This is a genomic window from Bradyrhizobium sp. BWC-3-1 (assembly GCF_032917965.1).
Taxonomy (GTDB): Bacteria; Pseudomonadota; Alphaproteobacteria; order Rhizobiales; family Xanthobacteraceae; genus Bradyrhizobium; species Bradyrhizobium canariense_D.
In genome coordinates this window covers 318756-338604 of record NZ_CP136625.1, presented here as the reverse complement: position 1 = coordinate 338604, position 19849 = coordinate 318756, and the positions used below count along the sequence as shown (strand labels likewise).

The 19849-nt window shown below is 65.7% G+C and carries 18 protein-coding genes; 11 read left to right on the top strand and 7 right to left on the bottom strand.

The annotated features are described in order from the left end of the window. Nucleotides 1-5: 5 nt before the first annotated feature. The 8 genes from RX329_RS01605 (at nt 6) to RX329_RS01570 (ending at nt 9687) form a co-directional block, all read left to right on the top strand. The gene (locus RX329_RS01605) at nt 6-788 is read left to right on the top strand and encodes a succinate dehydrogenase iron-sulfur subunit (RefSeq protein WP_018459776.1); all 783 of its coding nucleotides are present in this window, start codon (nt 6-8) and stop codon (nt 786-788) included. Nucleotides 789-976: 188 nt separating this feature from the next. Then, a complete protein-coding gene (locus tag RX329_RS01600; protein ID WP_085357602.1) occupies nt 977-3148 on the top strand; it encodes a hybrid sensor histidine kinase/response regulator in 2172 nt (723 codons plus the stop codon). Nucleotides 3149-3201: 53 nt separating this feature from the next. Further along, complete coding sequence (locus RX329_RS01595; protein ID WP_026233875.1) at nt 3202-5157, top strand: ABC transporter ATP-binding protein/permease; 1956 nt, start codon at nt 3202-3204, stop codon at nt 5155-5157. A 127-nt stretch (nt 5158-5284) separates the two neighbouring features. Then, on the top strand, nt 5285-6109 hold the full coding sequence (locus RX329_RS01590; RefSeq protein ID WP_085357604.1) for an FkbM family methyltransferase: 825 nt from the start codon (nt 5285-5287) through the stop codon (nt 6107-6109). A gap of 22 nt (nt 6110-6131) precedes the next feature. After that, the gene (locus RX329_RS01585; RefSeq protein WP_007598770.1) at nt 6132-6518 is read left to right on the top strand and encodes a VOC family protein; all 387 of its coding nucleotides are present in this window, start codon (nt 6132-6134) and stop codon (nt 6516-6518) included. Nucleotides 6519-6590: 72 nt separating this feature from the next. Continuing rightward, nucleotides 6591-7076, top strand: coding sequence for a pyridoxamine 5'-phosphate oxidase family protein (locus RX329_RS01580; protein WP_085357606.1), 486 nt, complete (start codon nt 6591-6593; stop codon nt 7074-7076). Next, nucleotides 7076-7318, top strand: a complete 243-nt coding sequence (locus tag RX329_RS01575; RefSeq protein ID WP_018459772.1) for a hypothetical protein — start codon at nt 7076-7078, stop codon at nt 7316-7318. Before RX329_RS01580 ends, RX329_RS01575 begins: the two co-directional genes overlap by 1 nt. 185 nt (nt 7319-7503) lie before the next feature. After that, nucleotides 7504-9687, top strand: a complete 2184-nt coding sequence (locus RX329_RS01570; protein WP_317245496.1) for an OmpA family protein — start codon at nt 7504-7506, stop codon at nt 9685-9687. Nucleotides 9688-9764: 77 nt separating this feature from the next. Here RX329_RS01570 and argG read toward each other — a convergent pair whose 3' ends face one another. From argG to RX329_RS01540, 6 genes are all read right to left on the bottom strand, one after another. After that, nucleotides 9765-11102 carry an argininosuccinate synthase gene (argG, locus tag RX329_RS01565; RefSeq protein WP_085359652.1) on the bottom strand — a complete coding sequence of 446 codons (1338 nt, stop codon included), beginning with the start codon at nt 11100-11102 and terminating at the stop codon, nt 9765-9767. 93 nt (nt 11103-11195) lie between these two features. Next, nucleotides 11196-11972 (bottom strand): phosphatase PAP2 family protein, encoded by a 777-nt coding sequence (locus tag RX329_RS01560; protein ID WP_018459768.1) that lies wholly within the window; start codon nt 11970-11972, stop codon nt 11196-11198. Nucleotides 11973-12028: 56 nt separating this feature from the next. Further along, the gene (locus RX329_RS01555) at nt 12029-12523 is read right to left on the bottom strand and encodes a hypothetical protein (RefSeq protein ID WP_018459767.1); all 495 of its coding nucleotides are present in this window, start codon (nt 12521-12523) and stop codon (nt 12029-12031) included. 157 nt (nt 12524-12680) lie between these two features. After that, nucleotides 12681-13883 carry a 23S rRNA (adenine(2503)-C(2))-methyltransferase RlmN gene (gene rlmN, locus RX329_RS01550; RefSeq protein ID WP_018459766.1) on the bottom strand — a complete coding sequence of 401 codons (1203 nt, stop codon included), beginning with the start codon at nt 13881-13883 and terminating at the stop codon, nt 12681-12683. 169 nt (nt 13884-14052) lie between these two features. Beyond that, nucleotides 14053-14715, bottom strand: coding sequence for an invasion associated locus B family protein (locus RX329_RS01545; RefSeq protein ID WP_018459765.1), 663 nt, complete (start codon nt 14713-14715; stop codon nt 14053-14055). 117 nt (nt 14716-14832) lie between these two features. Then, entirely contained in the window at nt 14833-15672 is an 840-nt protein-coding gene (locus RX329_RS01540) for an SDR family oxidoreductase (protein WP_085359651.1), read from the bottom strand. Nucleotides 15673-15886: 214 nt separating this feature from the next. Between RX329_RS01540 and RX329_RS01535 the strand changes: the two genes are divergently transcribed. The 3 genes from RX329_RS01535 (at nt 15887) to RX329_RS01525 (ending at nt 19314) form a co-directional block, all read left to right on the top strand. Then, nucleotides 15887-16861 (top strand): NADPH:quinone oxidoreductase family protein, encoded by a 975-nt coding sequence (locus RX329_RS01535; RefSeq protein ID WP_018459762.1) that lies wholly within the window; start codon nt 15887-15889, stop codon nt 16859-16861. Nucleotides 16862-17268: 407 nt separating this feature from the next. Beyond that, a complete protein-coding gene (locus tag RX329_RS01530) occupies nt 17269-18111 on the top strand; it encodes a hypothetical protein (RefSeq protein ID WP_085359649.1) in 843 nt (280 codons plus the stop codon). 18 nt (nt 18112-18129) lie between these two features. Beyond that, nucleotides 18130-19314, top strand: coding sequence for a TAXI family TRAP transporter solute-binding subunit (locus RX329_RS01525; protein WP_317245495.1), 1185 nt, complete (start codon nt 18130-18132; stop codon nt 19312-19314). A gap of 144 nt (nt 19315-19458) precedes the next feature. Here RX329_RS01525 and RX329_RS01520 read toward each other — a convergent pair whose 3' ends face one another. Beyond that, nucleotides 19459-19848 carry a YkvA family protein gene (locus RX329_RS01520; RefSeq protein WP_018459760.1) on the bottom strand — a complete coding sequence of 130 codons (390 nt, stop codon included), beginning with the start codon at nt 19846-19848 and terminating at the stop codon, nt 19459-19461. Between the last annotated feature and the right edge of the window lies 1 nt (nt 19849).

Below are 19849 nucleotides of genomic sequence, written 5' to 3'. Positions count from 1 at the left end.
TCGAAATGGTTGAATTCGCACTTCCGAAGAACTCCAAGATATCAGGCGGCAAGACCTGGCCGAAGCCCGCGGGCGCGACTGAGGTCCGTGAATTCCGCGTCTATCGCTGGAATCCGGACGACGGCAAGACTCCGAGCGTCGACACCTATTACGTCGACACTCATGATTGCGGGCCGATGGTGCTGGACGGCCTGATCTGGATCAAGAACAACATCGACCCGTCGCTGACCTTCCGCCGCTCCTGCCGCGAAGGCGTCTGCGGCTCCTGCGCGATGAACATCGACGGCCAGAACACCCTGGCCTGCACCCGCTCGATGCACGACGTGAAGGACGGCGCGGTGAAGATCAATCCGCTGCCGCACCAGCCTGTCGTGAAGGACCTCATCCCCGACCTCACCAATTTCTATGCACAATACGCTTCGGTCGAGCCGTGGCTGAAGACGACCTCGCCGACGCCGCAGAAGGAATGGAAGCAGAGCCACGAAGACCGCGAGAAGCTCGACGGCCTCTATGAATGCATCCTCTGCGCCTGCTGCTCGACCTCTTGCCCGAGCTATTGGTGGAACAGCGAGCGCTACCTCGGTCCCGCCGCGCTGCTCCAGGCCAACCGCTGGGTATCGGATTCGCGGGATGAGGCGACCGGCGAGCGGCTCGACAATCTCGAGGACCCGTTCCGCCTCTATCGCTGCCACACCATCATGAACTGCGCCAAGGCCTGCCCGAAGGGCCTCAACCCGGCGGAAGCCATCGCCGAGCTCAAGCTCAAGATGGTCGAGCGCCAGATCTAGGCGTCATTCATGCTGCGATCCCCGGCCGGCACGGCCGGGGCATTCTACGGCGGGCGCATCTTCCAGTAGATTTTACCTCAGCCCTACGCGGGCAAGCCGGCGGGTTGCAACCTCTGATTCCCGCCACAAGCCGCTTTCTTCCCGGCGCGAAATTCAAGTAAGCTCACCGGCGTGGGACCGGAGCGACCGTGCAGGGCGCACAACGCAATTCGCTGAGATTGCTGCAGTGGATGATGGCTGCGTCCCTGGCGCTGCCGATTGCGCTGTTCGCGATCGCCGCCTCGATCTCCTACACCTCGACGAAAGATATCGCCGACCGCGAGATCGAGCGCACCCTCGATGTCGCGCATGAGCATGCGCTCAAGGTGTTCGAGACCATCGACCGCAGCCTCGCCGAGATCAACGAGGTGGTGCGCGGCATGCCCGACGACATCATCCGCTCGCGCGAACCGGGCCTGCACCGCCGCCTGAAGCAACTGTCCGATTCGCTGCCGCAGCTCAAATCGGCCTGGATCTTCGATGCGGACGGAAAGTCGCTGGTCAACAGCCTGGCATCGCCGCCGCCGGCGCAGAGCTTTGCGGACCGTGATTACTTTGCCGCCCATGTCGACCAGACCATCGGCAGCTACATCGGCGTTCCCCTGACGCCGCGCCAGCCCTATCAGGGCGCGCGCTTCTTCGGGGTCAGCCGCCGCCGCGGCTCCGACGACGGCAGCTTCATCGGCGTGATCCAGGCCTCCGTCCTGCCGGAATATTTCGAGAGCTTTTATGCCCGGATCGGCTCCGACCCCGGCAGCTTCCTCGCCATGGGACGCACCGACGGCGTGGTGCTGGCGCATCTTCCGCGGCTGGATCGCGACCTCAGGCTCGATCCTAACGGGCCGGTCGGCCGCAGCATCGCAGCTCACCCCGAGCATGGCCTCATCACCATTGCCTGGCCATCGGACGAGGTCGAGCGCCGCATCGGCTACCGACGCATCGCCGAATACCCGATCTATGTCAGCGCGGGGTTGGAGACCTCGGCGATCCGCGCGCGCTGGTTCGCCACCATGGGCCAGCATCTGGTGTTCGGCATTCCCGCCACCGCGCTGCTGTTTCTGCTGCTGGCGTTCGCGTTCCGGCGCACCCAGCATCTCCAGGCCGAGGCCGCCGCGCGGCGCGAAGCCGAGGAGGCGCTCAAGCACAGCCAGCGCCTTGAGGCGCTCGGCCAGCTCACCGGCGGCGTCGCTCACGACTTCAACAACCTCCTGACCGTGATTCGCGCCTCGGTCGACCTGCTGAACCGGCCGCAGCTGAGCGAGGAGCGGCGCCAGCGCTACATCACCGCCATCGCAGACGCGGTCGGGCGCGCAGCCAAGCTGACATCGCAGCTGCTCGCCTTCGCGCGCCGCCAGACCTTGAAGCCGGAGGTGTTCGACGTCGGCGCGCGGTTGCAGTCGCTGCACGACATGCTCGCGACGCTGCTCGGACCCGCGATCGAAATCGCGATGCGGCTGCCGGCCGAGCCCTGCCTCGTCAATGCCGATGCAAGCCAGTTCGAGACGGCGTTGATCAACATGGCGACCAATGCGCGCGATGCCATGCACGGCAAGGGCAGGATCGTCTTCAACGTCGAGGCCGCGGCGACCATTGCGGACACGCGGGCTCCCGTCTCGGGCAACCCTGATCTTTCAGGCGGCCGTGACCTTGCTGGCAAACACGGTTTCGTCGGCATTGCCGTCAGCGACACCGGCATCGGCATTCCGGCTACGCGGCTCGAGCGCATCTTCGAACCGTTCTTCACCACCAAGCAGATCGGCCACGGCACCGGTCTCGGCCTATCGCAGGTGTTCGGCTTCGCCCGGCAGTCCGGCGGCGAGGTGACAGTCACCAGCGAGGTCGGCCACGGCAGCACCTTCTCGCTCTACCTGCCGCGCGTGGCGCCGGATTTGCTGCCGCAGCGGCAGGCACCGAATACGGCCCCGGCCGTGGCCGGCAGCGGCATGTCGGTGCTGCTGGTCGAGGACAATATCGAACTCGCCAATTTCGCGGCCGACGGCCTCACCGAGCTCGGCTACAGCGTCACGCTGATCGACAACGCAACCGATGCACTCGCCGAGCTGGTCATGGATGCCGATCGCTTCGATGTCGTTTTCTCGGACATCGTGATGCCCGGCATGACCGGGCTCGATCTCGCGCAGGCGGTCCGCGACCGCGGCATCGGCGTGCCGGTCGTGCTGACCACCGGCTACAGCGAGGCGCTGTCCCAGGACGGCAAGGTCGATTTGGAGCTCGTGCAGAAGCCCTACGCGATCGATCAGCTATCGCGCGTGCTGCACCGGGTCGCGCGGCGCCGGGTGCGCGACGGCGCCGCCGAGTGAGCTGACGCCCGGAACCTGCGGGAACCTTTTGATTTAGCTTGCGTTATCCGGCCATGCAAAAGCCGGTCAGAAAACGCGAATCGGGCAAGAAGCCGCCCATCGTCGAAATCATCGGCGAGACCGGCGGGGAAGTGGCTCCGCCGCCGCCCGAGCTGGTCGAGCCCGACCCGGAGCTGTCGCCTGAAGAGGCCGAGCAGGCCCGCAAGGACTATCTCCTCACCCGCTTCTGGATCAGCGCGCGCGGCTTCTGGGGCGGCAACGGCGACCGGCTTGCGTGGCTCTACTCCGTCGGCCTCGGCCTGCTGATCGTCCTCACCGTCGGCTTCCAATACGGCATCAATGTCTGGAATCGGGCGATCTTCGACGCGATCGAGAAGCGCGAGGCGTCCACCGTCTTCCATCTCACCGCGGTATTCTTCCCGCTCGCGATCGGCAGCATCGTGCTCGGCGTGGCACAAGTGTTCGCGCGCATGGGCATCCAGCGGCGCTGGCGGGCGTGGCTGACGGCAAGCGTGCTGACGCGCTGGCTTGGCAACGGCCGCTATTACCAGCTCAATCTCGTCAGCGGCGACCACAAGAATCCGGAATACCGGATCGCGGAGGATCTGCGCGTCGCGACCGATTCGCCGGTGGATTTTCTCGCCGGCGTGACGTCCGCGCTGCTGTCGGCCGTGACCTTCATCGTCGTGCTCTGGACCATCGGCGGCGCGCTCACCGTCACCCTTGCGGGATCGTCGGTGACCATTCCCGGCTTCCTGGTGATCGCCGCGATGCTCTATGCGGGAATTGCATCGGGCTCGATCCTGGTGATCGGCCGCCAATTCGTGCAGGTCTCCGAGGACAAGAACCAGGCTGAGGCCGATTTCCGCTACACGCTGACGCGCGTGCGCGAGAACGGCGAGAGCATCGCGCTGCTCGGCGGCGAGGAGGAGGAGCGCGACGGCATCGACCGCAATTTCACCAACGTGCTGCGGCAATGGGCGCGGCTCGCGGGTCAGCACATGCGCACCACGCTGGTGTCGCAGGGATCGAGCCTCGTTGCGCCGGTCGTGCCGCTTCTGCTGTGCGCGCCGAAATTCCTCGACGGCAGCATGACGCTGGGTCAGGTGATGCAGGCGGCTTCCGCCTTCACCATCGTGCAGAGCGCGTTCGGCTGGTTGGTCGACAATTATCCGCGGCTCGCCGACTGGAATGCCTGCGCTCGCCGCATCGCCTCGCTGATGATGTCGCTCGACGGCCTCGAGCGCGCCGAGCTGGGCGACGGCTTCGGCCGCATCAAGCGCGGCGAGACCAGCAATGACGCCATGCTGGAGCTGAAGGATCTCTCCGTCACGCTCGATGACGGCACCGCCGTGGTCGGCGAGACCGAGGTGGTGATCGAGCGTGGCGAGCGGCTGCTGGTGGCCGGCGAATCCGGCACCGGCAAGAGCACGCTGGTGCGCGCCATCGCCGGGCTCTGGCCATGGGGTGGCGGCAGCGTCAATTTCCATCCCGACCGGCGGCTGTTCATGCTGCCACAGCGACCCTACGTGCCGTCGGGCTCCTTGCGTCGTGCCGTCGCCTATCCCGGCGCGGAAGACGACTGGACGGTCGAGGAGATCGGCGAGGCCCTGCACAAGGTCGGCCTCGACCATCTCAAGGAGAAGATCGAGGAAGAAGCACCCTGGGACCAGACGCTGTCCGGCGGCGAGAAGCAGCGCCTCGCCTTCGCGCGGTTGTTGCTGCACAACCCGGATATCGTCGTGCTCGACGAGGCGACCTCGGCGCTCGACGAGAAGAGCCAGGACAAGATGATGAAGATGATCACCGACGAACTGCCGAAGGCCACCATCGTCAGCGTCGCGCATCGTGTCGAGCTGGAAGCCTTCCACAGCCGCAAGATCGTGCTGGAGCGCCGCAAGGGCGGCGCAAAACTCGTCAGCGATATCGACCTGATCCCGCGCAAGGGCAAGCGCAAGCTGCTCGGCCGCTTCCTGCGCCAGCGCAAGGCGCCGAAAAAGGCGGCGTGAGGGGCGGTCTCTTTTCTTCGTCGTCCCGGCGAAGGCCGGGACGACCCAGAGATTGTTGCCCGGATCGAGCGTTGGAGTCCCCGGCAAAACCGGCTATGCATGCGCCGCTTGCAATGAGGACTTTGACTTGGCGACCGATAATGCCCCTTCGTCCGCGCCGTTCGGCGCGTTTGCGCCGAACGCGGCGCAGGCCGCGATCATTCGCCTCGCGACACAATCGGGGCTGAAGCGCGGCGCGTTCCGGCCCTGGCTGTCGCGATTGGTGAACCTGCTGCGCGGTGGCCCCATCGACATGCATTACCAGGGCGCATCGTTCCGCTTCTATCACCAGGGCAGCGCCACCGAGCGCGGCGCGCTGTTCAATCCCGATTACAATCTCGACGAGCTCGACTTCCTGCGCCAGCACACCCCGGAGGGCGGCGTGTTCGTCGACGTCGGCGCCAATGTCGGCACCTTCGCGCTGGTGATGGCGCGACAGGTCGGGCCATCAGGCAAAGTGATCGCCATCGAGCCGCATCCGATGACGTTTGGACGGCTGTCGTTCAACCAGGCCGCGTCGAAAGCGACGCAGGTGCGCCTGGTGCAGGCGGCCGCCGGCGACAGCGACGGCGAGCTGATGATCGAGAGCGGCGGCGGCAATCTCGGTGCCACGCATGTCGTCACTGGCACGGCCAGCGCGGAGGCCATCAAGGTGCCCTCGCTGCGGTTGACGCGCATTCTCGGCGACGCCGGCGTCACCAAGGTGGACGCGCTGAAGATCGACGTCGAGGGCTTCGAGGATCGCGTTTTGATCGGCTTCTTCCGCGACGCGCCGCAATTGCTATGGCCGCGCGCGGTGGTAATCGAGCATTTGTCGCAAAAGGAATGGCGGGACGATTGTATCGCCGACATGGTCGCGCGCGGTTTCGTGGTTGCGCGCAAGACGCGGAGCAATACGTTCCTGTCGCGCTGACGACGAACAACGGAGGTTACGAATGATCGACCATATGGGCTTCCCGGTCTCCGACTATGAGCGCGCCAAGGCGTTCTACGCCAAGGCATTGGCGCCGCTCGGCTACAGCCTGATCATGGAGGTCACGCAGGAGCAGACCGGACACGATCCAGCCGCCGGCTTCGGCGCCGACGGCAAGCCGGATTTCTGGATCGGCGGCGAGGGCGCGCTGAACAAGCCGGTGCATGTCGCGATTCTGGCGAAGGACCGCGCCACGGTAGACGCGTTCTACAAGGCGGCGATTGCAGCGGGCGGGCGCGACAACGGGCCGCCGGGCATCCGGGCGCATTACCATCCGACCTATTACGGCGCCTTCGTGCTCGACCCTGATGGACACAACATCGAGGCGGTTTGCCACGCGCCGGAATAGATAAGTTCCATCCTTCGGCCGGAACCTCGTTCCGCGCGCGCCGTTGTCGTCCCTTGCAAGAAGGAGCACGACATGGCCAACGACAATGCCCGCGACGTCGACCGCGTATGGGATCTGATGAAGACGATCGGATTCGCGATGCTGGTGACGCGCGATGGCGACAAGCTCCGCGCGCGGCCGATGAGCGCCTATCTCGACCGCAACGCGAACACGATTTATTTCCTCACCGACGCGCGGCGTCACAAGGACGAGGAGATCGCGCGCAATCCGTCCATCAACCTGTCGTTCGCAGATGCCGGCTGCCAGAAATACGTGTCGCTGACGGGCACCGCAATGATCTCCAATGACCGTGCCAAGATCAAGGAGCTGTTCTCGACGCCGGCCAAGGCGTGGTGGGACTCTGCGGAAGATCCGAACATCCGCGTGCTCAAGGTCACGCCTGACGATGCCGAGTTCTGGGACTCGCCCGGCACCGTGATTTCCTATGTGAAGATGGCGGCCGCGGCGGTGACGAACACGCGCCCCGATCTCGGCGACAACCGCAAGGTCTCTATGTAATGCCGATCGAGCCGCCCGAGATACCGCCGTCGACGCCCGGTACGCCCACCGAACCGCCGCCGGGGATTCCGCCGAGCAATCCGCAGCCTGAAATCGCACCGCCGGTGCGCGAGCCCGGCTCGCCAGCGCCGCCCGACGAATTGCCGGGCCGCATGCCTGAAGAGATTCCATCACGCGGACCGAACGGACCGCTCACGCCGAATCCCGCGACGGATGCAAGTCCGCCGCGGGATCGCGCATGAGGCGACGCATCACATCCGAGGCAATTGCAACCTGCGTCTGAATGCGCAATGAACGTCACCATAGTGAGGTGATTTGCGTGCAGAAATAAATCGGGCCGCGTCCGCTTCGTCCGCCACAATCCGGCCTAACGCGTAGCTGTTCATCCGAACACTTCGTCAAAGAACCTTCCGGGGAAGTTCACCACATGACCAACCTTCGTTTCGTGCTGCTTGCCACCACGGCTCTGACCGCGATGCAATTCGCAAGCTCCGCATCGCATGCACAAGGCGCGCCGCCGCTTGTCGTCGCGCAGGCGCAGCCACAAGAGACCGGCCCTGACGGAAAACCGAAGCAGCCGCCGAAGGGACCACCAGCGGCCGCGCCGCCTGCGGCGCCCGCGCGCCCGGCCGCACCGCCGCCCGCAGCTGCACCTCCCCATCCGCCGGCAGCGCCTCCGCCGGCTGCGGCACCGCCGCGCCCAGCAGCGCCGCCACCGCCCCCGCCACCACCTGCGGCCCGTCCGGCACCGCCGCCGCCGCCGCCGCCGCCGCCACCTGTGGCCCGTCCGGCACCGCCGCCGCCCCCACCGCCGCCCTCCGCCCCGAAGCAACCTGCGCCGCCCCCGGCTGCGGCTCCGCAACAGCACGCGCCGACACCGCCGCCTCCGGCACCGCCTTCCGCGCGCCCGGCTCCCCCGCCGCCAGCACCGCCGTCCGCCGCGGCTCCGCAGCACGCACCGACGCCGCCGCCGCCTGCGGCAGCAACTCCGCACGGACGCCCAGCGCCGGCGCCCACGGCAACACCGTCGCCTGCGCCGGCCGCTCCGACCGCGCGACCGGGTGCTCCGGCTGCACCTGCAGCCACACCGTCACCGACGGCGACTCCTGCGCCGACCGCGACGCCGGCTCCAGGCAGCACGCCGGGCACGCCGCCGACTGGCCGCCCCGGTACGCCGCCTCCCGGCGGACGTCCTGGTGCGCCCCCGGCTGCAGGGTCACCTGCTCCAGGCGCCACGCCCGCGCCGACGGCCACGCCGACCCCCGGTGGCACTCCGACGCCGCCGCCCGGCCGTCCAGGTTCGCCTCCTGCGCCTGGTGCAACTCCGGCTCCGACAACGACGCCGGCCCCCGGTGGCGCCGTGACACCGCCCCCTGGACGCCAGGGTGGTGCGCCTCCTGCTGGTGCACCCGCTGCCGGAGCTCCGCCGACCCAGCCGCAGGCAGGCGCCCCGCCCCGGCCGCCGGCTCCCCCCGCCGGCGCCGCCGCACCGAGCACCGTGCCGGGCTCGGCGGCTGCGACCCCGCCGCCCAACAGGGCGCAATACGCGGCGCCCACGGTTGCGCCGGCGTTCCGCGCCGCGCCCACGACGACCACGCCCCTGCCGCCACCGCCGCGTCCGCCGCAGCGTGACCTGACGCCGCTCGCGATCGGTGCAGGTGTCGTCGCCGGTGCCGTGATCGGCGCGACCATCGCCGACTACCGCAACCAGCGCCGCGAGTCGGTCGAAGGCGGCCGCACCGTCTACACCGAGCCGGACCGCATCATCATCCGCGATCCGGGTGGGCAGACCTACGTCCGCGGCAACGATCTCTATCGCTTCCGCTATGGCGCCCGCGACATCCGCACCGAAACTGTCGGCGCCGATACCCGCACCGTGGTGATCCGTCCCGACGGCAGCGAGATCATTACCGTTGTAGGTCAGGACGGTCGGCTGCTGCGGCGAATCCGCAGGGACCCGGCCGGGCGCGAGCTCGTCATCATCGACAACAGCTACCGCGATCCGCAGTCGGTCGGCGGTTTCTATGTCGACGCGCCGCCGCCCGTCGTCAACATGCCCTACGATCGCTATATCGTCGACGCCCAGGAGGCCTCGCCGGACGTGATCTACGAGACGATGGTGGCGCCGCCGGTGCAGCGGATCAACCGTCGCTACACGCTCGACGAGATCCGCTACAGCCCGAATGTTCGCATGCAAATGCCGAGCATCGACCTCAACACGATCAACTTCGAGACCGGATCGTGGACCATCCCACCGGACCAGGCGGCGAAGCTGCAGTCGATCGCCGACGGTCTCAACCGTGCGATCCAGGCCAACCCGCGCGTGGTGTTCCTGATCGAAGGTCACACCGACGCCGTCGGCAACGACGTCGACAATTTGTCATTGTCGGACCGTCGTGCGCAGTCCGCGGCCGAATTGCTGACCCAGCAATTCGGTGTGCCGTCTGAAAACCTGACGTCGCAAGGCTATGGCGAACAGTACCTGAAGGAGCAGACGCAAGGACCGAGCGCGATCAACCGGCGCGTCACCGTCCGCAACATCACGCCGTTGCTCAACGGCGGCCAGGCCTCGCTGCCGCCGCCCCCGCCCGGCACCGCGCCGCCGCGCTGAGGCGACACACAAATGCAAAATGGCCGGGAGCAATCCCGGCCATTTTTTGTTTTGTTTCGTAGCCCGGATGGAGCGTGTCAGCTCTTGTCGCTCTCCAGCCGGAAGATCTGCGAGCCTTCGCTGCCCGAGAGCAGGCCCGTGTCGCTGTAGAGCTTCAGCTTGGCGCGGGTATCGTTGATGTCGAGGTTGCGCATGGTGAGCTGACCGATGCGATCGGCCGGCGTGAACGCCGCGTCCTCGACCTTCTCCATGCTGAGCCGCTCCGGCGCATAGGTGAGGTTCGGGCTTTCGGTGTTGAGCATCGAGTAGTCGTTGCCACGGCGCAGCTCGAGCGAGACCTCGCCGGTGACGGCGCGCGCGACCCAGCGCTGCGCGGTCTCGCGCAACATCAGGGCCTGCGAATCGAACCAGCGGCCCTGGTAGAGCAGGCGTCCGAGGCGCATGCCGCTGATGCGGTACTGCTCGATGGTGTCTTCGTTGTGGATGCCGGTGACGAGGCGCTCATAGGCGATGTGCAGCAGCGCCATACCGGGCGCTTCATAGATGCCGCGGCTCTTGGCCTCGATGATGCGGTTCTCGATCTGGTCGCTCATGCCGAGGCCGTGGCGGCCGCCGATCGCGTTGGCTTCGAGGAACAGCGCGACGGCATCGCTGAAGGTCTGGCCGTTCAGCGCGACCGGCTGGCCTTCCTCGAAACGCACCACAACCTTCTCGGCCTTGACGTTGCAGTCGTCACGCCAGAACGGCACGCCCATGATCGGGTTGACGATCTTGATGCCGCTGTCGAGACTTTCAAGATCCTTGGCCTCGTGCGTCGCGCCGAGCAGATTGCTGTCGGTCGAATACGCCTTCTCGGCGCTCATCTTGTAGGCAAAGCCCTGCGCCGTCATGAACGCCGACATCTCGGCGCGGCCGCCGAGCTCGTCAATGAACTGCTGGTCGAGCCAGGGCTTGTAGATGCGCAGGCCCGGATTGGTCAGGAGGCCGTAGCGATAGAAGCGCTCGATGTCGTTGCCCTTGAAGGTCGAGCCGTCGCCCCAGATGTTGACGCCGTCCTCCTTCATCGCCGCGACCAGCATCGTGCCGGTGACGGCGCGCCCGAGCGGCGTGGTGTTGAAATAGGTGATGCCGCCGGTCGAGATATGAAAGGCGCCGGACTGGATCGCGGCGATGCCTTCGTGGACGAGCTGCGTGCGGCAATCGACCAGCAGCGCTTTCTCCGCGCCGAACTCCATCGCCTTGCGCGGGATCTCGTTGTAATCGGCCTCATCCGGCTGGCCGAGATTGGCGGTATAGGCGTAGCAGCGCGCGCCCTTCTGCTTCATCCAGAGCAGCGCCGCGCTGGTATCGAGGCCGCCCGAAAAAGCGATGCCGACTTTCTCCCCCTTGGGCAGGCTTTTCAGGATCGTGGTCATGGGGCTTCCAATCGGTCTCGAAGGGCTGATGTCGTTTCACGGGTTGACCGCGCGAATATCAAATTTCGCGGGGCTCGGCACCCCTTTAATGGCTCAAACTGACGGCTCGGCACCCGTCTTGCGTCCGAACAGGCGCTGGCGGAGCCGGTAAGCGGGCATGTTCAGCCGAGTCAGGGCGGCATCGACCGCCTCGTCGGAAAACCGGGTCCGCGGCCAGCGGTAAATCAGCGCGTAGGCAAACCAGATCACGACGAAGGTGACGAGGCCGGCGATCGACACGTCGGTGAAGAAATGGCCGCCAAAGGCCATCCGCAGCCCGCTGGTCACGAGGCCGAACACCACGGCTCCGGCATAAGCGAGCGGTCGCCACGCCGGCGGTGCCAGTGCGGCCGGCGCCAGCGTCCAGAACGCGGTCGCGCCCTCGCCCGAGAAGAACGAGCAGTTGCGCGCGCAGCCCCCGCGCGGATCCCACCACGGCACGAATTGCTGGTCGCCGGCGAACTGCGTCACCACCACCGGGCGCGGCCGGCCCCAATAGGACTTGAAGGCGAGATTGGTGAGGATGCCGGCCGACATGATGATCGTGACCAGCAGGAAGACGATCGCGCGACCGGATACCATCAGCGGGCGGTCGGGCCGGACCATCTTGACCACGAGCGCGATCAGCGCAGGCAGCACGAACGCCCAGGCGACCCACATCGCGGCGTCGCGCGCGAAGCCGGCCCAACCGTTCAGCTTGAGCGGAAACGTTTTCGTCTCAGGGTCGAAGAACAGCGCGGCGAGCTTGAGATCAAGCTCGGGATAGAGGCCGAAAACGACGCCGATCACGAGCCACAGCGCCAGGGCGATGAAGAGTCCAGTCCGGTTCATGGCGCGCGGTTTAGCCCAGTGGGAAAGGGATGAAAACCCCGTGACAAGTCAGAAAGTCACCGCGCATCCGGCCGCGAATTCGACGGCAGCGGCGGAGGCGGCTGGCGCGCAGGCGGCGGATTGCGCCAAGCGCCGGCATTGCGGCCGGCGATCAGCCAGTAGACGACGCCGGCGACGATGCCCGCGCCGGTCATGATCTCCAGATGCCGCCGCACAATGCCTTCGAATTGCAGCGTGTCGGAATGAAACGGGACCAGGCCGAGATAGCAGGCGAGCCCCACGACGCCTCCGCCCACGGCATAGGCGAGCGCGCTGCGGATGTAGAGCGCCTCGGTGATCGCCACGATCACCGCCGCCGGCACCAGCGCAAAGCCCGAGACGAAGATGAAGCCGAACCCGAGCAGGATATCGATCGTGCCCTGATCGACGGGACCGGCGCCGAGATCGGCGAACTCCGGAAACAACAGCGCGACGACAACGATCATGCCGCCGACGAAACAGGCGGCGAGGAAGCCGATGAAGATGACGACGAGGCGGCCGATCAGGGACATGATGGGAACGAATTGGTGACTGACGGCGTCGCCACATCCACAATCGTCATGCCCGGGCTTGACCCGGGCATCCACGACTTGCTCTCTCGTGGCTCGACGTGGATGGCCGGGTCAAGCCCGGCCATGACGGGCGTTGAGAGCGTCGCCATCATCAATATCAATCCGTCATCGCCATGGCCCGCAGCGTCTGGCGTTCACGGGCCGAGAGCTTTTCCGTCTCCGACTTGAGCTGGCCGCAGGCGGCGAGGATGTCGCGGCCGCGCGGAGTGCGCACCGGCGAGGAATAGCCGGCGTTGAAGACGTATTCGGAGAATTTTTCGATCTGGTCCCAGTCCGAGCACTCATAGGCGGTGCCGGGCCAGGGGTTGAACGGGATCAGATTGATCTTGGCGTGAATGCCCTTGAGCATCTTCACCAGCAGCTTGGCATCGTCGAGCGAATCGTTGACGCCCTTGAGCATCACATATTCGAAGGTGATGCGGCGCGCGTTCGAGGCGCCGGGATAGTCGCGGCAGGCCTGCAGCAATTCCTTGATCGGATATTTGCGGTTGAGCGGCACCAGCTCGTTACGCAGCTCGTCGCGCACCGCATGCAGCGAGATCGCGAGCATCACTCCAATCTCCTCGCCCGCGCGCACGATATTCGGGACCACACCCGAGGTCGACAGCGTGATGCGGCGGCGGGAGATGCCGATGCCTTCGTTGTCGCCGACGATCAGCAGCGCGTCGCGCACCGCGTCGAAATTGTAGAGCGGCTCGCCCATGCCCATCATCACGATGTTGGTGACGCGGCGCGTACCGTCTTCGCGATCGGCCCAATCATTCAGACGATCGCGCGCCACCATCACCTGTCCGACGATCTCCCCGGCGGTGAGATTGCGCACCAGGCGCTGCGTGCCGGTGTGGCAGAACGAGCAGTTCAGCGTGCAGCCGACCTGGGAGGACACACACAACGTGCCGCGATCGGTTTCGGGGATGTAGACGCACTCGACTTCATGCGCCCGCTCGACATTGTCGCCGCTCGGCAGCCGCAGCAGCCATTTGCGGGTGCCGTCGTTGGAGATCTGCTCGGCCACGACTTCGGGCCGGTCGACGGTGAAATGTTGCGCGAGCTCGGCACGAATGCCCTTCGAGACCGACGTCATCTCTTCGAAATTCTGGGCGCCACGGAAATACATCCAGTGCCACAGCTGCTGCACGCGCATCTTGCGCTGCGCCGGTGCAACGCCGATCTCGCCGAGGCGATCGGCAAGCTCGGTGCGCGACAGGCCGATCAGCGAGGGCCTCGCCGGCGGCACATAGGTCTCGAGCGGAGTCTTCTCCACCAGTGTTGCGTTGTGCGGCTCGGTCGTCGGTTGCATGGAATGGCCTGATTTAGGTGGTCGTTCTGGGATGGTCCAAAGGACTAAACCCGGAACCTCGAGATTCCGAGTTCGATGCTACGCATCGCCCCGGAATGACGGGAGAAAATCTGGAACGCGCCCTATATAGCAACCGGAACGGCCGATTGCGACCTTATCGACCGCAGGCTTAACGCCTGCAATCCTGCGCGATCTTGTCGAGCGCCTGGGCAAGGCCCTTCAGCGAAAAGGTGTCGGTGGTCTCGGTCCCCTTGGACGACATGCCCTTGACCACGAGATCGGCGGATTTGCGCATGGCCTCGACCATCCGCTCTTCCTCGGCCGCGTTCTTGATCCAGAGACCGTCGCCCTGCGAGTACATGGCGAAAGCGGCGCCGCCCACCTCGACCGAGGATTCAGAGCCCGGCTTCAGCGCATAGCCGATCATGACCGAGACTTCGTTGTTGACCTTCTCCGCCGGGCGGGTGGAGACGAAGGCATAGGCAGGATCGCGCGGCCGATTCGGCGGGTTGGTCTTCGACGACGACGGCTTGGCCAGCGCGAAGCAGACCTTTTTGCCGTTGGGCGCGGCCGAATAGGCGCCCCAGGTGCCGAACTGACCGATCAGGGTTGGCTCCGCGCCGCCGGCAACCGCCGCGTGCGGGGCCGCCGGCTTGCTCTCGGGCTTTGCAGCCGTCTTTCCGGTCGTATTGGCCGCCGGCGCGGCCGGTTTCGGCGCGGCCTCTTTCGGTGCAGTCTTGGGCGCAGGCTGCGCCGTCTGCGCCCGCGCGGAATCGATGATTCCACAGGCCGCCACGCCCGTCATCAAAGCTAAAATCAGCACCCGCCACATGCTGGAGTGGTTCCCTCAATATTGTGACTGGAAGATGGCCCGGTCGCGCATTGTCCCCGGGGCAGGGATAGCCGGGAAAGTCCAATTTGGGAAGGCAGTTAGCGAAGGTCGCGGCGACTAGGCCCTGGATCGCGCCGCGCGTTGCTCCGCCCATTGCGCATCGGTCCAGCGCAACAAATCCTCGACGCCGGAGCTGCGCAAATGCGCGCCACCGTCGATCACCACCATATCGCCGTTGATGTAGCCGGCACGGTCGGAGACCAGGAAGCTGGCGAGGTCGGCAAGCTCGGGGTGCTCGCCGGCTCGTCCCATCGGGTTGCGCGCGGCCCACCCTTCGTCGCGACCCTCGGGGCGGAGCTGGCCCGAGGCGCCGGCGGTCGGGAACGGTCCCGGCGCGATCGCGACGGTGCGGATTCCCTTCGGGCCCCATTCCACGGCGAGACTTTTGGTCATCGCCAACACGGCCGACTTCGCCATCGCCGACGGCACGGTGAAGGCGCGACCGGTGATGGTCGAGGTCGAGAGGATCGAGAGCACGACGCCGCCATGCTTGCCGTCGATCCAGCGCTTGCCGGCGGCAAGCGTGCAATACATCGCACCATGCAGGGTCGGCGCGAGAATCGCATCCGCGGCGCGGAATGAGAGATGCTCACTCTGCGCGATGAAAGTCGCAGCCGCATTGTTGACGAGAATATCGAGCGGCGCCCCGCGCCAGATCGCGTCCATCATGCTCTCGACGGCGGTGCCGTCTCGGATATCGCAGGCGATCGTGGTGACCTTGCCGCCGGTCTCTTCGCGCATCTTGCTCGCCGCCGCCTCGAGCCGATCGAGCTTGCGGCCGCAGATCACGAGCTCGGCGCCGAGCGCGAGGAAACGGTGCGCCATTGCAGCACCGAGGCCCGAACCGCCGCCGGTGACGAGGATGCGCTTGTCCTTGAGCAGGCCTGTTTCAAACATGGTTTGAATCCTTCTTGTTTCGTCGTTGCGCGCGCAGCGGGAAACCGTACCGCGGAAATAGGCTTCGCTACGCTCCCAATGACGGGAGGATAGGCTCCTGCGTTCCAACTGACAAAGAAACCGGATTGTCGCCCGCACCTAAATCCGGCAGAAACGGGCAAACTATAAATCCACTCGAAACGCCCAGTACTTCACTTCTCAAGAAGGTGCCGCCATGAAAGCCATCCTCTGCTCGCAATATTGCCAGCCCGACGATCTCGTTCTGGCCGACGTGCCGGATCCGGTGGCCGGTCCCGGCGAAGCCGTGATCGCGATCAAGGCTGCGGCGCTGAACTTCTTCGACATCCTGATGATTCAAGGCAAGTACCAGATCAAGCCGCCATTCCCGTTCTCGCCGGCCGCCGAAGTGGCTGGGGTGATCGAGAGCATCGGTCCCGGCGTGACTGATCTGAAGATCGGCGATCGCGTCGTCGCCTCCTGCGGCCACAACGGCGCGCGCGAAAAGATCGCGCTGCCGGCGGCATCGATCGTGAAGATCCCCGACAATCTCGATTATGACCGCGCGGCCGGCATCATCATCATCTACGGCACCGCGCTGCATGCGCTGGAAGATCGCGCGAGCCCGAAGCCGGGCGAGACGCTCGCGGTGCTCGGCGCCGCCGGCGGCACCGGACTTGCCGCGTGCGAGCTCGGCAAGCTGATGGGCCTGAAGGTGATCGCCTGCGCCTCGTCGGACGAGAAGCTCGAATTCGCGAAGGCGCACGGCGCAGAACTCGCGCTCAATTACGGCAAGGAAGATTTGAAGGAAGGCCTGCGAAAGCTTACGGGCGGCAAGGGCGTCGACATCATCTTCGATCCGGTTGGTGGCACCTATGCCGAGCAGGCCCTGCGCTCGATTGCCTGGGAAGGCCGCTTCCTCGTGATCGGCTTCGCCGCCGGCGACATTCCGAAGATGCCGCTGAACCTCGCGCTGCTGAAAGGCTGCGACATCCGCGGCGTGTTCTGGGGCGCATGGACCCGACTCAACCCGGAAAAGAACCGCGCCAATCTCGAGAAGCTCGTGAAGTGGACAGCGGAAGGAAAGATCTCCTCGCATGTCGATCGCGTCTTCCCGCTGGCGCAGACGGCGGATGCGCTCAAGGTGCTCGCCGGACGCCAGGCGATGGGCAAAGTGATCCTGCATCCGTGAGGCTATGCGGCGCGACGTGTGTCGGTACGGCCGCTCGCCACGAGCTCAACTGTCATCGCCCGGCTTGACCGGGCGACCAGTACTCCGAGACGTCAGTCATTGAATCGAGAAGCCGCGGCGTACTGGTTTCCCGCCTTCGCGGGGAATGACCGCGAGCGCGGGACAGGCAGTGTCCGCGCCGCCGCCGGGTCAATCCCCGTCAACCATTGTCGACAAAATTGCGGGGCATTCCTCCGCCTCGCCTCAATCAAACCCAAATATCTCCCGATTCGCGCAAGCCGCCGACGTTTTTTGGGCTGATTCAGACGGCGATTTACCGGCTCCAGTTTGCGGGGCATTTCTGGACAACAACAAAAAGACTGAAGCCGGGATGCCCCAGCGTTGCGTTAGTAGTGGGGAGCATCACCATGGAGACGACGGCGTACCGCCGGTCCAGGGAATCGAGATCGTTCGATTCCGATCAAGCTGCATCACATCCGGCCGTCGCGTCCTATATCCGTGCGCGCGCCGCGCGGCTCGATCTGTCACCGGAAGATCCAATTCCACTGTTCCTGTCCGATCCGCTCGGTGTGCCGGAGTCAGGCGAATATACGGCGCGGGCGTTGGGTCCCCGGCTCAGAATTGTCCCGCGTGTTCTCGCGGCGGTTCTCATCGCATCCACGCTGGCCGTTGCGGCCGCGCTGTATCAGCCCAGTCTCCGCAATCTCTTCGCCGCCGACGCTGCCGGCCCGACGGGTGCCGAGCTGGACCAGGCCATGGCGTCGGCCAACGTGCCGGACAGGCCTCAGACCGCGTACAAGGACCCGGCGCGCTTGAGCAACACAAGGCTGGCGAGCGCTGACGCGCAGGATCTCCCCGCAGCCTCAGCTCCGAGCCGCGAAGCGATTGCGACTGCCTATCAAACCGCGCTGCAAGCCCAGGCGCCCGGGCCAGTCGCGGCGCCGCCTGCGCCCCCACCGCCCGCTAAGACGCTCGATGCCGACACACTGGCTGGGCTGATGGCGCGCGCGAACGGTCTGTTGGCGGTCGGCGACATTGCCGCGGCGCGCCTGCTGCTCGAACGGGCCGCCAATGCACAGGATGCAACGGCTGCATTTCTGCTCGCGCAAACCTATGACCCGGCGGTGCTGGGCACGAGCGACGCGCGGCGCGTTGCTGCCGACGCGACCGCCGCGCGCGACTGGTACCAAAAGGCCGCAGGCCTTGGATCGGCGGAGGCGCGGCAACGCCTCGCCCAGCTTCAGAACTAGAACTCTTTAGGGGATATCATGCGTAACGCTTTGAGAATGGCGCTTGCCGCCATCATGATGATCTATGCTTTCGCGGCACGCGCGGAGCAGACCGAATATGATCCGGCCAAGGTCTCTGACAGCCTGAAAGCCATCTTCCAGTTCGGTTCGACCTCGACCAAGCAGTCGCTGAACGCCAACACCGTGACGTTGATCACCGGCACGATCGGCGGCACCTATGTGCAATTCGGCGCCGACCTCGCCTCCGTGCTCGACGACGGCAACAGGATTCGTGTGTTGCCAATCGTCGGCCGAGGTTCGGTGCAGAGCGTTGCCGACATCCTGTTCCTGCAAGGCGTCGATCTCGGAATCGTCCGCGCGGATACGCTCGACTATCTCGAGCGCAAAGGTTTTGCCAAGGACATCAAGAAGCAATTCACCTATGTGACGAAGCTCTACAACGAAGAGATGCAGGTGATCGCGCCAAAATCGGTCGCGACACTCAAGGATCTGGAAGGCAAAACTGTAAGCGTCGATCTGCCCAACGGCGGCACCTTCGTCACCGCGCTCACCGTGTTCGAGCGGCTCGGGATCAAGGCGAAATTCGTTTATGTCGAGCAGCGCATCGCGATGGAGAAACTGAAGGCCGGCGAGATCGACGCCGTCATCGTGGTCGGCGGCAAACCGTACAAGTCCGTTTCGACCTTCGGCAATGACGGCCGCTTCCACCTTGCGACCGTGGATTATGCAAAGCCCCTCCAGAGCGACTATCTGCCGGCGACGCTGACCGCCAAGGACTATCCGAACCTGGTCAAGGAGGGCGAGAGCGTGGACACCATCGCGGTGCCGGCCGTGCTCGCGGCCTACAACTGGGCGCCCAACACCGAGCGCTACCGCAAGCTTGCACTGTACGTGGACGCGTTCTTCACGAAATTCCCGACGCTGCAGAACCCGCCCTTCCATCCCAAGTGGAGGGAGGTCTCGCTCGCGGCGCCCCTGGCGGGCTGGAACAGATTGCCGGTGGCGCAGCAATGGCTCGACCGCCACGGCGTCGAACCAGTGACGCGGCAACGCTTCGAGGCGTTCCTGCGACAGAGCCCCTCGGCCGCAAAAGTGTCCGACGCGGACAAGGAAACGCTGTTCAAGCAATTCCAGGCGTGGGACGCCGAAAAGGCCCAGGCCAAGGCGCAGGCGCAGGCGCAGGCGCAGGCGGAGAAGAAGTAGCGAGCAGTCATCCACACATACAGCTGTCATCGCCCGCGAAGGCGGCGATCCAGCATTCCGAGACGGTTATGGTTCAATCGGAAGGCCGCGGCGTGCTGGATTCCGCACCTTCGCGAGGAATGACAGCGGAGTATGCGGCGACAGCTATTGCGCGGCTTCCGGCTCCACCTCATCCACCCCGCGCTTCAGCGCGGCGCGGGCGGCTTCGCGATGCTCGTTCGTGATGTGGCTGGCAACCATGCGGATCGCGGTGGCGAGTACGGCGGCGTCATCGGTGAAGCCGAGGATCGGCATCACGTCGGGAACGAAATCAAACGGCAGGATGAAATAGGCGATCGCCCCGAGCAGCGAGGCCTGGACATGGCGCGGCGTCTGTCGGTCGAAGGCGCAGTAATAGGCGGCGAGCAGATCCTCCGCGAACGGCAGATGCGCGGCGACACGCTTCAGCTTGCGCCAGAAGCGGCGGCGCACGCTCTCACGATCTTCCGCGAGCCGGTCGGCGGGCTCGAAACCGACGCTGTGTTCGGCAGCCATG

Excerpts from the sequence above, each read along its gene's own strand:
- RX329_RS01535 (WP_018459762.1), top strand. The coding sequence starts at position 15,887 with ATGAAAGCCATCCTCTGCTCGCAATATTGCCAGCCCGACGATCTCGTT.
- RX329_RS01525 (WP_317245495.1), top strand. The coding sequence starts at position 18,130 with ATGCGTAACGCTTTGAGAATGGCGCTTGCCGCCATCATGATGATCTAT.
- RX329_RS01575 (WP_018459772.1), top strand. The coding sequence starts at position 7,076 with ATGCCGATCGAGCCGCCCGAGATACCGCCGTCGACGCCCGGTACGCCC.
- RX329_RS01595 (WP_026233875.1), top strand. The coding sequence starts at position 3,202 with ATGCAAAAGCCGGTCAGAAAACGCGAATCGGGCAAGAAGCCGCCCATC.
- RX329_RS01585 (WP_007598770.1), top strand. The coding sequence starts at position 6,132 with ATGATCGACCATATGGGCTTCCCGGTCTCCGACTATGAGCGCGCCAAG.
- RX329_RS01520 (WP_018459760.1), bottom strand. The coding sequence starts at position 19,848 with ATGGCTGCCGAACACAGCGTCGGTTTCGAGCCCGCCGACCGGCTCGCG.
- RX329_RS01560 (WP_018459768.1), bottom strand. The coding sequence starts at position 11,972 with ATGAACCGGACTGGACTCTTCATCGCCCTGGCGCTGTGGCTCGTGATC.
- RX329_RS01570 (WP_317245496.1), top strand. The coding sequence starts at position 7,504 with ATGACCAACCTTCGTTTCGTGCTGCTTGCCACCACGGCTCTGACCGCG.
- RX329_RS01540 (WP_085359651.1), bottom strand. The coding sequence starts at position 15,672 with ATGTTTGAAACAGGCCTGCTCAAGGACAAGCGCATCCTCGTCACCGGC.
- RX329_RS01545 (WP_018459765.1), bottom strand. The coding sequence starts at position 14,715 with ATGTGGCGGGTGCTGATTTTAGCTTTGATGACGGGCGTGGCGGCCTGT.
- RX329_RS01530 (WP_085359649.1), top strand. The coding sequence starts at position 17,269 with ATGGAGACGACGGCGTACCGCCGGTCCAGGGAATCGAGATCGTTCGAT.
- RX329_RS01555 (WP_018459767.1), bottom strand. The coding sequence starts at position 12,523 with ATGTCCCTGATCGGCCGCCTCGTCGTCATCTTCATCGGCTTCCTCGCC.
- rlmN (WP_018459766.1), bottom strand. The coding sequence starts at position 13,883 with ATGCAACCGACGACCGAGCCGCACAACGCAACACTGGTGGAGAAGACT.
- RX329_RS01580 (WP_085357606.1), top strand. The coding sequence starts at position 6,591 with ATGGCCAACGACAATGCCCGCGACGTCGACCGCGTATGGGATCTGATG.
- RX329_RS01605 (WP_018459776.1), top strand. The coding sequence starts at position 6 with ATGGTTGAATTCGCACTTCCGAAGAACTCCAAGATATCAGGCGGCAAG.
- argG (WP_085359652.1), bottom strand. The coding sequence starts at position 11,102 with ATGACCACGATCCTGAAAAGCCTGCCCAAGGGGGAGAAAGTCGGCATC.